This is a genomic window from Bacillus sp. AY3-1 (genome assembly GCF_008368785.1).
Lineage (GTDB): Bacteria > Bacillota > Bacilli > Bacillales > Bacillaceae_G > Bacillus_A > Bacillus_A wiedmannii.
In genome coordinates this window covers 654,344-667,555 of sequence record NZ_QORZ01000016.1, presented here as the reverse complement: position 1 = coordinate 667,555, position 13,212 = coordinate 654,344, and the positions used below count along the sequence as shown (strand labels likewise).

The window sequence follows — 13,212 nt, the reverse complement described above, 5'->3', positions numbered from 1 at the left end:
AACGTCAATGATATTATGTCAGTTGACTTTATATATGAATTCCTTTTACAATACAGTTATATTTTCAGATATTTCAGTATAAAGAGGTGGTTCTTTGAAAAACAATACTCTTTCATCAAGAAAACACCGCTCCTTAGAAACAAAGAAGAAACTATTACACGCTGGTTACACTATTTTTATACATAACGGATTTCAAAAAACGACTATTACACAAATTATTAAACATGCAGAAACTGGTTATGGAACGGCATATGTATACTTTAAAAACAAAGATGATCTCCTTATCGTTTTAATGGAAGATGTCATGAATCAATTTTATGATATTGCCGAGCGCTCCTTTTCCCCTCAAACGAAAGAAGAAGCACATAAAATGATTCAAAATCAAGTTAGAGCATTCCTACAACTAGCAGAAAAAGAACGAGCTATATTACAAGTTGTGCAGGAAGCAATTGGATTATCAAAAGAGATACGTCAAAAATGGGACGAGATACGGGAACGCTTTATAAACAGTATTACGCAGGATATTACATACTCTCAAGAAGGTGGATTAGCACAGCCTGAATTAAATAAAGAAATTGTAGCACGTGCTTGGTTCGCAATGAATGAGATGTTTCTTTGGGCAATTGTGAAAAATGATAAAGAATTAGAGTTAGGAGAAATTGTGCATACATTGACGGAAATGTATACGACTGGGCTATATAAATAGCACACTCATTTATATAGGTGTGCTATTGTATGGTCTATAAAAATATTTTATCTGGTTATGGTGATGCTAAAAGTGTTTTTTTTAATAACGGGAATGTCTTAGCAATATTTCCAAGGTAAGAAAAGAGAACATAACCTTACCTCTTCTGAACTTACTTATTGGATAACAGAAAGATTTTGTATTGATAAAGAGATGTACCAAACAGCTATTAAAATTTTTAATGAGCAAACTTCAAAAAAATAACCTGTTACTCAACAAATTAAGTACCAGGTTATTTTAAATATTTTATTACCGATACAATAATACAAATTAGCGATGTAAGTAAAAGCAACAGTCCCATATTCTTATTCTCTTTTTCATCCTTCTTAACATTTTGTATCCCCATTCCAGCAAGCATAAAACTTAACAATAATTGCAAAATAAGCATACTTTGCTTCGAATCATCATTCCAACTGTAAATAGAATAGCCCATTACAATAATAGCGAGTATAAATGTGGTAATTCTAATCATAAAAACACCCCCTATTTGATTCTATTGTGTTAACCTACTCACAATTCCAACAATAAACTTATACTCAGCTCTACTTTTTCTTACTTTCTTAAACCCTTCTTTCGTATCAAAAATAAAACACGTTTTCCGAAACCAAATCCGTACATATAAAGACTCAAAGTAAATAGGTTTTATAATTCCTCTTTCCTCAAATTCAGTTCCATCTTTATTTTCAGTTTCTGTTCGAACGAACCACCTATTTCCGATGCCAATTTCAATATACTTCACATAAGTTCCCCTTTCGGAAATTAATTTTCAACTATTCAATTATTTCCCCGGTAAGCGCACATTCCGACAGAACATGAGCTCACAAAGAAAAAGTAGATTACAAAAATCTACTTTATAGCTTATATTTTTGCATTCGCTTATAGAATGTACTTCGAGGTACATCTAAAAGTTTTGCAGCTAATGAAACATTTCCATTCGTCTTTTCTAGCGCTTCAATCATACTATCACGCTGTATTTTTTCACGAAAATTTAATGTATGTTCTGTTTTATTTTCTGTTTGCAATGCAAGTTGATGTTGATTTCCCATCATTGTTTGTAATAAAAAAGAGATTTGTTTTTCGCATATTTCCCGTCCTTGCGACAAAATGTAAATCCGTTCTAATACATTTAATAATTCCCGAATATTTCCGGGCCATGTATGCTGTGAAAATTGATTACAAATACTCTTTGGGAATACAACATTCCAATTCTTTCGTTCACAAAAATCTTGTATGAAGTACGGAATATCCTCTTTTCTTTCTATTAACGATGGAACATATAGCGGATAAACATGTAACCGATAATATAAATCTTGACGGAATTTCCCTTCTTCTACTAATCGCAGTAAATCTTTATGTGTCGCTGTAATAATACGAATATTTACTGGTACTTCTTTTGAACTGCCAATCGGGGTTACTGTTCGTTCTTGTAAAACACGCAATAATGCTACTTGCATCTCTGGCGGCACTTCACCAATTTCATCTAAAAATATTGTTCCACCGTCTGCTTGTTCGAATTTCCCTTTATATCCTTGGCGCCGCGCACCTGTAAACGCACCTTCAGCATAACCGAATAATTCACTTTCCATTAATTCTTTCGGCAATGAACCGCAGTTAACAGCTATAAAAGGACCATTTTTTCTTGGACTATTTTCATGAATCGCTCTCGCTACATATTCTTTCCCTACACCTGTTTCACCACAAACATATACACTAGCGTCAGTTGGAGATACAAGCTTAATTTCTTCTAAAGTATGTTGAAATGCATTGCTTGTCCCAATAACTCTAGGGAAAGTAATTCCGTTTACAAATGGGGAAGTAGAAAATAAATTCTCTCGCTTATTTTCTTTTACATAAATACATTTCCCGATCATTCTTTCATTACTATATACTGGTACTTCTAATTTAGGTTTCAATCCATTTCGCATTAAATCTTCAAGTTTCATCCGTGACCAATTAGAAACTCGTTCTCGAACCTTCTTGCTTGCAGAAACGATAACATCACGATGATTACAAATAATAACTTGTTCATCACTGTCAATTACATCTAAAAAACGATGGATTAAATGTAATTCATTTTGATGCACTCGAATACTACATTCACGTTCAATCGCATGTGCAATCGAAGTTACCATCCCGAGCATATACGGATGTGAAAATTCAATTGGACAGGAGAAATCTAGAACTCCAATTAATTTCCCGTCATCATTATGAATCGGAGCGGCCGCACAGCTCCAGCTATGAGATGCGACAGAATAATGCTCTGTACCACTTATCATAATAGCCTCTTCAATCAGTAACGCGGTTCCTATCGCATTTGTACCAACAGCTGCTTCCGTCCATTTCACACCCTCAATGAAGTTAATATGTTTTGCTCGTTTTAACGTTTGTTGATTTCCGCTTAACGATAGAACGTAACCGTCTGGATCAATTAATAATGCCATCATTTGCAGTTCATCAATGGTTTTCCTCATATTTTGTAATTGAGGTATTGCTATATCAAGGAAGATTTCACTCTTTTTCTTTTGATCTTGAAAAATATTAGAAGACAAAATTTTCTGACCTTTATTCATATGAGGATTCACATTTGCTTGTTTACATCGATGCCATGACTCTGAAATTCTTTCGTTCATACGGTTCGAATCAAGGACTCCTTCATCAATAAACTTTTTCCATGTATGTAAGTAAAACGGTGAAGCTAACATTGTATCATCTCCCTATTCATTATTTTGGAGATCTGTAAAAACATACTTTTATTATAAAACCGAATAAAAGCGTTTTCAATAAAACTAGAAAGACGACACAAATATGTTAATAATTTGAATATCTTAATGCGCTTCTTTATTCTTTTTTAGTAAAACTATATTTTGTATAATAGACGCAAAGAAAATACATAACCAAAACCACTTTTGTGGATTGCCGTTTATAAAGAAAACTATCAACGCTATTGCAAATAAAGTAGTGGATGCTAAACTAAAATATAATTTTGTTTTAATTCCCACTATCCCTCACTCCTCTATCACTTTACAGTACATATTAACTCTTCATGTTTTAACTCTAATATGTACTTTTGTAAAACATATTCTCTTCCACCATGTTTTTCATACCAATCCTGTATTCTTTTAACATGCATCTCGTCACTTCTAATTTTTGATTCAATGTCTTTATACTGTTCATAACTGTCATATTCCCATATGGCGAATATTTCTGTTGTACCATCATTATTATCTTTCATCCAGCGTCCTATTAGCCTGGAACCATGCTTTAACTGGTTAGGTAAGTTTGTGTTAGTAAAATGCTCATTAAATATTTCTACAAATTCATTTTTTACTATATAGTACTTTCTTCTGTAAAACATCCCACTACACCTCTTTTATGAATCTTCCCATTACAACCGTATTATAATACTTCCCATCCGACAGCTTTTTGTCATTTTTCAAAATACCTTCTACTTCAAAACCTAATTTTTTATAAAGTTGAATAGCTTTTTCATTTGTCTCTAGCACTTGTAATGATATCTTTTTCACTTCATTTTCATCAGCCCACTGAATAGATTGTTGCAAGAGACTCTTACCGATTCTATATCCCCAAAACTCTCTTAAAATACAAACACCAAATTCTACCTTATGGGATAATCTCTTCAAATTTGATCCTTCACATCTTGAAAATCCTACGATTTGGTTGTGCACTTCTGCAACTAAAAACAGATTCTTTATCTCTTCACTATCTGTTTTTATTATTTTTTGAAACCCTATCTTATTTATAAATCCCTCTCCAGCTTCTCTATCCATATTTTCAGTTTCGCCATCGATCTGAACTCTAATTTCTGATAACTGCTCAGCATCCGTTTCAGATGCAGAACGAATTGTATAAGTTAATCCATTTATATGAAACTCTTGTCCTTTTATAATCATTACAAACTCCTTTTAAATGCAGTCTATTGATGCGATTATAATTTCTTTACCCTGTTTCTCAAATTGTTGAATCGTTTTTTTACTAGCTTCTTCATCTGTTATTATAAGGTCAATTTCTATCAGTGACTCTCCTTTTATAAAGCAGTCTCTTCCAAGTTTCTTATGAGGAGCTAAACAAATATTTCTTCTAGCAATTTTACTTACCCTTTTTCCAAAATAAGCAACTTCCGGAGTTGCAGTACTTATACCGTTCAATGAAATGCCACCACCTGTAGAGAAATAAAGATCAATAGATAATCTACTTATCATTTCAGAGGCAAGTGTATCTGTCATATTCCCTGATGGTTTCACCTTTCCACCAATTAAGTATGTATCAATGTTCTTATATTCCCGTAAGGTACTAGCAATTTCTAAAGCATTCGTAATCACTGTAAATGACATTTCAGGTAAGTATTTTAACATGGCATAATGAATAGAAGCCCCGCCAATAAAAACGGAATCACCTTCTTGTATGTAGGATACAGCAACTTTCGCAATCGCATCTTCCTCTATTGAAATATCACGATAACGTTTCGTTGGTTCGGCAGCTAAGTTTCTCACTCGCGTCAGTTCGATTGCACCTCCGTGCGTTCTTTTTAACAAGCCATCCTTCTCCATAATAGATAAATCTCTTCTTATCGAATCAATAGACATATCGAAACTTTCCGCAAGATCTTTAGCAATTACCCTTCCATCTTTCTTAAGTAACTCCAAAATTTTCTCTCTACGCTCTTCAGTAAACATATACCCACCGCCGTTATTGAAGATTCTGAAATCTCATCCTTATTTTAATTATATGCATGTCTCTTCCGTTTTACAATATTTTCAATTCTTATTCACTCCGTTTTATTCAGCTTTTCCCCTCTTTCTATTCCGTTAACTTCAGAACGAAATAAATGTATATTTGCATATTCCACAAACATACTTCCATTTAACTTCCTATTGATGTAAAATTATTCCTATGTTTTACTTTTTAACACAGAAAGGAATTATTATGAAATCTATAATTAAAGTAACTTGTACAGCATTATTATTTACAGGACTAATGGCAGGATGTAATGGGAATACTGCACCGAAACAAGAAAAGAGCGCTCTTGAAAAGGATGCAATGCACTATGGGGAAATATATAAAAATGAATAATATAGAGCAACTGTTGAAAATGCTAAATTCGAAAAAATAGACCAAGAGTGGCGTCTCACAGCTCGAGTTACTATAAATAATGCTCGTACTGACGGACAAACGATAGATCTTTCAGAAATAAAATATTTCATAAAAGATGAAAAAACGGGTGAAAAATACGAAGGTGAAGTTATACAAAATGAAAATGCTAAAAAGGTTCCTTCTGAGTTTTCTTTAACTACCGACATTGTATTTAATATGAAATCTTCTCCAAAAGATTTAAATACCATGTATTTATACATAGATAGCAAAGCTCCGCCGTTAGCAGATACTTATTGGAAGCTTGATAATTTAGCATCTAAATAAAAAACAGTCTTATAAGACTGTTTTTTTGTTTGTAAAGTTATAAAGTTTACTAGTTACCTATCTCAAGCAATACGTTTTTTGCACAAATTGTCACTTCTTCAAATGGGCCATCAAATAAAACACCCAATTCGAACCCTTCATTAGTAAGATCTATTTCATGACATAACCACCAAGCACCTTCAACATCTTCCGGAATAGAACATTTCGTTACCCCTATAAAAGTTACTTGCAGTTTATCAAATTCACTGAAAGTACCACTGCAATCTAATATAATAATTAGCGTATCTTTTGATATTCTCTCTACTGATTTGACTACACTGTCATGTAGTGAGTAATCATGTAACTGAATAACATTTGTTGGGAGTTTTTTCTTAATCGAATGGAATTGCTCTAAGTAGAATCGATCTAAATGAGCCCTTCTTTTCTCACAATCCTCTATCCATTCTTTCATAAGTTTTTTCAATTCACTAGAAGGATATTCTGAATTAATTATGGTGTTATGAATAAATGGGTGTATGGATTCAGGAAGGAATTTTAATAAATCTGTTTTCCTTTCCTTTATTTCCTCTATTAAACTTTGTATATCCATTTCTGACCATTCTTTTATAGACTCTATAAAACTTACAAATTCTATAATTTGCATTTCTTTATACCAATCTCCAGTGAAATTCTTCAATCGCACCACCCCTAAAACATTTTAACATCCCACAAAAGCAATACATCTATTTATTATATCATTCCAATAACTATTTTTTCTAAAGAAAAAATGCAAAACTATAAATATTCCGCCTTTTATTTCTAAAACTTCAGAATATTTACAAAAATAAAAAATTAGAATACATTTTAGTTGTACAAGATTCACCTGTACAAAAATCTAAACAAAAAGGGATGGTTATATGTTGAAGAAATTAGTAGCAGGGACATTAGTAGCAGGTTTTGCATTAACTGGCGGACTAGGCGTAGCAAGTGCTGAGGAAAAAGGGAATACAATTAAATCATTTGATTATTTAAAAGTTGATGAAAAAAATGTTAATTCATTCACAAAATTAAGCGATCAATCAAAAAAAGACATCCAAATTACTATGGTACTACCTAAGCAAAATGAAAATGGAGATTGGTTAGCTTATGGCTTTACTAGCAGAGAAACATTGAATGCTTTTATTGAAAAGGATAAAAAGGCACTTAAAAATCAAATTAACCCTTTAGGTAGTGGTGCTGGTAGTACCGATTTTTATGAGCATCAAAATAAAGGTGGACAGTATATTTATTGGAGCAGCGGCTTTAAAAACTTACCTTCTAGCTGGAACGACAGAATTTCTTCTGTAAGTACAGCATCGCCTTCAGCAAGTTATTCAACAACGCTATGGGAACATTCTTCAACTCAAGGATATGGAAAAGGTGTCTCCTTTAGACACTCTGATTGGTATGGTCAAACTGCAAATTTAGCTGCTGATTGGAACGACATTACTTCAGCTATTGAAATAAAATAATAATTGTATATTTACTAATTGAAAAAATCCAACCCACTATTTTCTTATTAATGTAGAGAATAGTGGGTTATTATATTTCTATTTAAGCATGCACAGCATGCCCTACAGCTTGTAATAACGCTTCATGAATCGCTTCAGATAAAGTTGGATGCGCTGCAATATAATCTCTCATAATATCAGCGGTAACTTCTGTATGAATCATTACAGTTCCTTGTCCAATAAGTTCGGTTGCACGAGGACCGATAATTGAAATCCCTATAATTTCTTGATATTTAGGTTCAACAATAACTTTTACTTTCCCCGTTTGTTCTCCAATAATAAGCGCTTTTCCGTTCGCTGTAAAAGGAAATTCTCCGATAAGAATATCACCATATTGCTCTCTTGCTAATTTTTCATTTAAACCGACGCTAGCAATTTCTGGTGCTGTATAAATACAGCGAGGTACAGCATGATAGTTTACTTTTACATCTTCTCCGCTCGCGTGTAATGCTGCCGTAGTACCTTCATGGAAGGCAACGTGAGCAAGTTGTATTCCGCCAATTACATCACCTGCTGCGTAAATATGTGATACATTGGTTTGCATATGTTCATTCACAGAAATTCCTTTATTTGAATATTGAATGCCTGCTTTTTCTAAATCTAATTGTTGTACACGTGGTTTTCGGCCGACGGAAACTAGAACAAATTCTGGATTGGCTTCTTGTATACGTCCTTCATATTCAAATGAAGCTTGCTTCTTATAATTATTTAATCCTTTTAAAGCAGCTCCTGTAAATATTTCTACGCCATCATTTTCTAGTTTATCTCTTAAAATATGTGCGATATCTTCATCTTCACCAGGTAATAATTGCGGTGCCATTTCAACAATCGTAACTTTTGTTCCAAGACGACTATAAATACTTGCAAACTCGCAACCTATTACACCACCGCCAACGATTAATAATGATTTCGGTATATTTTCTAGGGACATTGCATGGCTACTATTTAAAATCCACTTCCCATCAAATGGAGCAAAAGGTAATTCAGTCGGTACTGAACCTGTTGCTATAATGAACTGGTCTCCATCTACTACATCTACTTTATCACCGTGTGTAACTCGTACACGGTGATCCGTTTCAAATTTCGCTTTACCTTGTATAACTTTTATTTTATTTTTCTTCATTAAATATTGAATTCCTTGGACGAGCTGCGTTACGATCTGTGATTTCCTCGCCTGTATTTGCTTCCAATCAATTGATATACTTCCTTTGTTAAGCGTAACTCCGTAATTATTCGCTTTTCTCACAATGTCATGCACTTCCGTACTTTCTAACAATGATTTTGTAGGCATGCAACCAACATTTAAACAAGTCCCGCCAAGATCAGCTTCATCAATAAGAGTGACATCTTTCCCATTTTGAGCCGCGGTAATTGCCGCTACATAGCCAGCAGGTCCGCCTCCAATAACGACTAATTTACTCATTCTCTCACCTTCTCTTTATAAAAGAATTGTTACAGGTTCTTCTAAATAACGTTTAATTGTGCGTAAAAATGCAGCTGCTGGTGCGCCGTCTAGTACACGATGATCGAAAGTTAAACTTAAAGGTAATATACTTCCTTTTTTAAATTTTTTCCCTTTATATACTGGAACATGTTCCATTGCACCAACACCTAAAATACCAGTCTCAGGTGTATTTAATACTGGTGTGAAATACTCAATCCCAAAGCTACCTAAATTACTAATTGTAAAGGTTGTTCCTTGCATATCGTCACTACTTAAACTACCATCTCTTGCTTTTTGTGCAACGTTTTTAATCTCTTTAGATAACTCTACTAAAGAGAGTTTATTAGCAAAACGAATAGCTGGAACGACTAATCCTTTTTCTAACGCGACTGCCATGCCTAAATGAACATGTTCAAATTGATGAATGGCATCATTTATATACGCGCTGTTCATTTCTTTATGCTCTCTAAGCGCTAATACAACAGCACGAGAAACGAAATCAGTAATAGTTAGTTTGTTATCATAGCGTTTTTGTACAACTTCCGCTATTTCTTTATGTAAAGCTACTAAATCTGTAATATCTACTTTCATCGTTAATGTTAATTGCGCACTATTTTGTAGGCTTGCATGCATACGGTTTGCGATTGCTTTCCTCATACCAGTCACAGGAATGACTTTACTTTCTTCTTGTTCAAGTACTTCTGGAATTGCAACTCTTTCCTCAAGTGTCTTTAAAACATCTACCTTTGTAATCCTTCCTCCAGGTCCTGTACCAATTAATGATCTAATATCAAGATTTTCAGTTTTTGCAATCTTTTTCGCAACCGGAGATATTTTGATTCTTTGCTTCGCTACTTCTTTCGCATATGGTTCTGGATGTTGTATATTTTTAGGTTCTGCATTAGGTGTTTTTTCTTCTACAACATTTGTATTTTCATAGACTTCTACTTTTTCGTTCGGCTTACCAATATAGCAAATTACAGTACCCGGTGGAACTCCCTCATCTTCACTTACAGCTATATCAAGAACAGTTCCATCAGCCGGTGCTTCTATTTCAGTTTCGATTTTTTCCGAGTTAATGCTAGCAATTAGTTCACCTTTTTCTACATTATCACCTGCTTTAATATTCCAGCTCGTAATAATACCTTCTTTCATCGCCATACCTAACTTTGGCATTACAACTTCAACAGCCATGTTTCTCTCTCCCTTCTCATCGTTTCATTACACATGTAATAAAGATTGGTCTCCGATCATTTCTGATACAGTTTCAATTACTTTTTCCGGCGTTGGTAAATATAACTTTTCAAGTGGTGGAGAGAACGGAACTGGTGTATGTGGTGCTGTAATTCGTTTAATAGGTGCATCTAACAAATCGAATCCTTTATCCGCTACAATTGCTGCAATATCCGTTGCGATACTACATCTTGGATTTGCTTCGTCAATAACAATTAGGCGATTCGTTTTTTCAACAGATGCTAAAATCGTATCTTCATCCAGTGGTGATAAAGAACGTGGATCAATTACTTCTACTTCAAGTCCCTTTTTCGATAATTGCTTTGCAGCTGCAAGTGCTGTATGAACTTGTTTTCCAATTGCGACGATTGTTACATCAGAACCTGCACGTTTAATATCTGCTTTCCCTAATGGGATTGTATAGTATTCTTCTGGTACTTCGCCTTTCATATTGTAAAGTGTTTTATCTTCAAAGAAGATAACTGGATCGTCATCTTCAATTGCTGCTAATAATAAGCCTTTTGCGTCATACGGAGTAGAAGGAACGACAACTTTTATACCTGGAATGCTCGTAAATAACGCATATAAACTTTGTGAATGCTGTGCCGCTGCGCTAAAACCAGCACCATGCATCGTACGTACTGTAACTGGTACTTTCGCTTTACCACCGAACATGTAGCGGAACTTTGCGCCTTGGTTTAATACTTGATCAAGGCAACTACCTATAAAGTCATTAAACATTAATTCAGCAATCGGACGTAATCCTGTTGCAGCAGCTGCCATCGCCGCCCCCATATAACCCGCTTCTGAAATAGGTGTATCTAAAATACGATTTCGGCCAAATTCTTGTACAAGGCCTTTCGTAACACCGAGTACACCGCCCCATGCTTCATCGTCTTGCAAGTGATCAACTTGTGCACCGCCTGCAACATCTTCTCCGATTAAAATTACATTTTCATCACGACGCATTGATATTTTCATTGCTTCATTAATTGCAGTTGACATACTTACTGTTCTAATCATTATTTTTCACCCTCCTCTTATTTGTAAGAAACGTATACATCTTTTAATAATTCTTCATCCTCTGGATATGGACTATTTTCACTAAATTCAATTGATCTTTGCACTGCTTCATCTACTGCCTTTTCCATATCGACAAGTTCAGATTCAGTTAATAGCGCTTCATGAATTAAATGCTTACGGAAATTCACAATCGCATCTTTTTCATTTAAATGTTCTTCTTTTTCTTCTGAAGTTTTATACGTTTGTGCTTCACCTTCGAAATGACCGTAATTGCGATATGTCATACATTCAATTATTGTTGGACCACCACCATTACGCGCACGTTCTACTGCTTCTTCCGCGGCTTTATATACTGCAAGTAAATCTTTTCCATCCACTTGAATACCTGGAATATTATAAGCTTTTGCTCGATTTGCAATGGAATCACAACTTGACGCATATTCAAATGTCGTTGCTTCACCGTAACCGTTATTTTCGGCGATAAAAATAACTGGTAACTTCCAAATCGCTGCTAAGTTAACCCCTTCGTGAAATGTCCCTTCATTATTTGCTCCGTCACCGAAGAAGCAAACACTTACATCTTTCGTTCCTTTATATTTAGCTGTTAATGCTGAGCCGCAAGCAAGTGGAAAACCTCCGCCTACAATCCCATTTGCACCAAGCATTCCTTTATTTAAATCGGCAATATGCATGGAACCACCTTTACCTTTACATAACCCTGTCACTTTCCCGAAAAGTTCAGCCATCATCCCGTTTAAATCACAGCCTTTTGCGATACAATGTCCATGTCCTCTATGCGTACTTGTAATACTGTCACGATCCGTTAAGTGGGCACATACACCAACTGCTACCGCTTCTTCACCTGCGTATAAATGAACGAAACCTGGCAGAACGCCTTGGGCGAATAATTCATGCACCTTATCTTCAAACTTACGAATCTCTAACATTTTTTCATACATCCAACGAGCTTGTTCTTTCGTAATTTCATTCCCTTTACTTTCAGTTGTTTTTAACATGTCCAGCCCTCCTATTTTCTTGTTCATCTTTTATATTGCAAGTACTGTGCCAAATTCTAATCATTGATTTCATCGGTTTTCTCTTTCCTTTAGAAATAAAAAAGTGGACAAAATGAGACATATGTCTCGTTTTGTCCACTTTTGTTCACTTAATGTTAGAATGATTATCTTATTCATTCTCAAAACTCTTCTGTAACTTCCGGATGTAAATAATTTGACCAATATGATAAGCGTTATGAGTTGTTACATTCGCTAATATTTCCCACCATTTTGCGGAAACAGGAAATCCAACGACATCACTTTCAACCTTCTGTTCATTTATAAGCTTTTGCCATTGTAACAGTTTCTCTAGTAGTTTTTCTCTCAACTCATCGAAGGTTTGATTATTTGAAAGCATAAAACTTTTGTTATTATCACCAATAGCGGGCACGGCATTCACATTCGATTCTTTGTATCTAGTTTGCCACGTTGAGTTCCAATACAGTAAATGTTGTACAATTTCAGCTATACTATTACTCTCTTCATTCGGTTTCCAGAAAGCTTCTCTCTCAGATAGATCTTTCACTGCATCCGAAAATGGAATATACCAACTAGGATCGTTCGCATTCGCCAATAATTGATCTGCTAATACATCTTTTACATGGGCCATTTTTTTCCCTCATTTCATTAACATATTCATACTCACTTCTCTATATACGCTGAGTCTTTATAATTCCCTTTTTTAAAAATCTCATAGAATATAGAATTAACGGGTATTGCTCTCAAAACGAATGTAAGAATAATAGA

At 34.6% G+C, this 13,212-nt stretch carries 14 protein-coding genes and 1 pseudogene; 3 read left to right on the top strand and 12 right to left on the bottom strand.

Going from position 1 to position 13,212, the window contains the following annotated elements:
* The first annotated feature begins 94 nt into the window (after positions 1 to 94).
* Positions 95 to 706: a TetR/AcrR family transcriptional regulator gene (locus DN389_RS14815; RefSeq protein ID WP_088608812.1), complete on the top strand. Its 612-nt coding sequence runs from the start codon at positions 95 to 97 to the stop codon at positions 704 to 706.
* A gap of 271 nt (positions 707 to 977) precedes the next feature.
* Here the strand turns inward: DN389_RS14815 and DN389_RS14810 are convergent, their stop codons facing one another.
* The 6 genes from DN389_RS14810 to DN389_RS14785 all read right to left on the bottom strand — a co-directional run bounded on the left by DN389_RS14810 (position 978) and on the right by DN389_RS14785 (position 5,439).
* On the bottom strand, positions 978 to 1,217 hold the full coding sequence (locus DN389_RS14810; RefSeq protein ID WP_098190804.1) for a DUF3953 domain-containing protein: 240 nt from the start codon (positions 1,215 to 1,217) through the stop codon (positions 978 to 980).
* A 21-nt stretch (positions 1,218 to 1,238) separates the two neighbouring features.
* Positions 1,239 to 1,484: a DUF3977 family protein gene (locus DN389_RS14805; protein WP_088063667.1), complete on the bottom strand. Its 246-nt coding sequence runs from the start codon at positions 1,482 to 1,484 to the stop codon at positions 1,239 to 1,241.
* 112 nt (positions 1,485 to 1,596) lie between these two features.
* Entirely contained in the window at positions 1,597 to 3,447 is a 1,851-nt protein-coding gene (locus tag DN389_RS14800) for a sigma-54-dependent Fis family transcriptional regulator (RefSeq protein ID WP_098190803.1), read from the bottom strand.
* A gap of 314 nt (positions 3,448 to 3,761) precedes the next feature.
* Positions 3,762 to 4,100, bottom strand: coding sequence for an NIPSNAP family protein (locus tag DN389_RS14795; protein ID WP_088063669.1), 339 nt, complete (start codon positions 4,098 to 4,100; stop codon positions 3,762 to 3,764).
* Between the two features lie 4 nt (positions 4,101 to 4,104).
* Positions 4,105 to 4,656 carry a GNAT family N-acetyltransferase gene (locus DN389_RS14790; protein WP_088063670.1) on the bottom strand — a complete coding sequence of 184 codons (552 nt, stop codon included), beginning with the start codon at positions 4,654 to 4,656 and terminating at the stop codon, positions 4,105 to 4,107.
* A 12-nt stretch (positions 4,657 to 4,668) separates the two neighbouring features.
* Positions 4,669 to 5,439, bottom strand: a complete 771-nt coding sequence (locus DN389_RS14785) for a DeoR/GlpR family DNA-binding transcription regulator (protein ID WP_149237310.1) — start codon at positions 5,437 to 5,439, stop codon at positions 4,669 to 4,671.
* 250 nt (positions 5,440 to 5,689) lie between these two features.
* Here DN389_RS14785 and DN389_RS14780 point away from each other — a divergent pair.
* Positions 5,690 to 6,181, top strand: a pseudogene (locus tag DN389_RS14780) (hypothetical protein).
* A gap of 49 nt (positions 6,182 to 6,230) precedes the next feature.
* Here the strand turns inward: DN389_RS14780 and DN389_RS14775 are convergent.
* Positions 6,231 to 6,857 (bottom strand): DUF4085 family protein, encoded by a 627-nt coding sequence (locus tag DN389_RS14775; protein WP_098190800.1) that lies wholly within the window; start codon positions 6,855 to 6,857, stop codon positions 6,231 to 6,233.
* Between the two features lie 220 nt (positions 6,858 to 7,077).
* Between DN389_RS14775 and DN389_RS14770 the strand changes: the two genes are divergently transcribed.
* Positions 7,078 to 7,671 carry a hypothetical protein gene (locus tag DN389_RS14770; protein ID WP_088107288.1) on the top strand — a complete coding sequence of 198 codons (594 nt, stop codon included), beginning with the start codon at positions 7,078 to 7,080 and terminating at the stop codon, positions 7,669 to 7,671.
* Between the two features lie 82 nt (positions 7,672 to 7,753).
* On the opposite strand, the gene lpdA is transcribed toward DN389_RS14770, so the two are convergent.
* From lpdA to DN389_RS14745, 5 genes are all read right to left on the bottom strand, one after another.
* On the bottom strand, positions 7,754 to 9,133 hold the full coding sequence (lpdA, locus tag DN389_RS14765) for a dihydrolipoyl dehydrogenase (protein ID WP_098190799.1): 1,380 nt from the start codon (positions 9,131 to 9,133) through the stop codon (positions 7,754 to 7,756).
* A 15-nt stretch (positions 9,134 to 9,148) separates the two neighbouring features.
* A complete protein-coding gene (locus DN389_RS14760; protein ID WP_098190798.1) occupies positions 9,149 to 10,348 on the bottom strand; it encodes a dihydrolipoamide acetyltransferase family protein in 1,200 nt (399 codons plus the stop codon).
* A 27-nt stretch (positions 10,349 to 10,375) separates the two neighbouring features.
* Positions 10,376 to 11,410, bottom strand: a complete 1,035-nt coding sequence (gene acoB, locus DN389_RS14755) for an acetoin:2,6-dichlorophenolindophenol oxidoreductase subunit beta (RefSeq protein ID WP_149237309.1) — start codon at positions 11,408 to 11,410, stop codon at positions 10,376 to 10,378.
* A 17-nt stretch (positions 11,411 to 11,427) separates the two neighbouring features.
* Positions 11,428 to 12,426 carry an acetoin:2,6-dichlorophenolindophenol oxidoreductase subunit alpha gene (gene acoA / locus DN389_RS14750; protein WP_149237308.1) on the bottom strand — a complete coding sequence of 333 codons (999 nt, stop codon included), beginning with the start codon at positions 12,424 to 12,426 and terminating at the stop codon, positions 11,428 to 11,430.
* A gap of 169 nt (positions 12,427 to 12,595) precedes the next feature.
* Positions 12,596 to 13,075, bottom strand: a complete 480-nt coding sequence (locus DN389_RS14745; RefSeq protein WP_149237307.1) for a DinB family protein — start codon at positions 13,073 to 13,075, stop codon at positions 12,596 to 12,598.
* Positions 13,076 to 13,212: the final 137 nt, after the last annotated feature.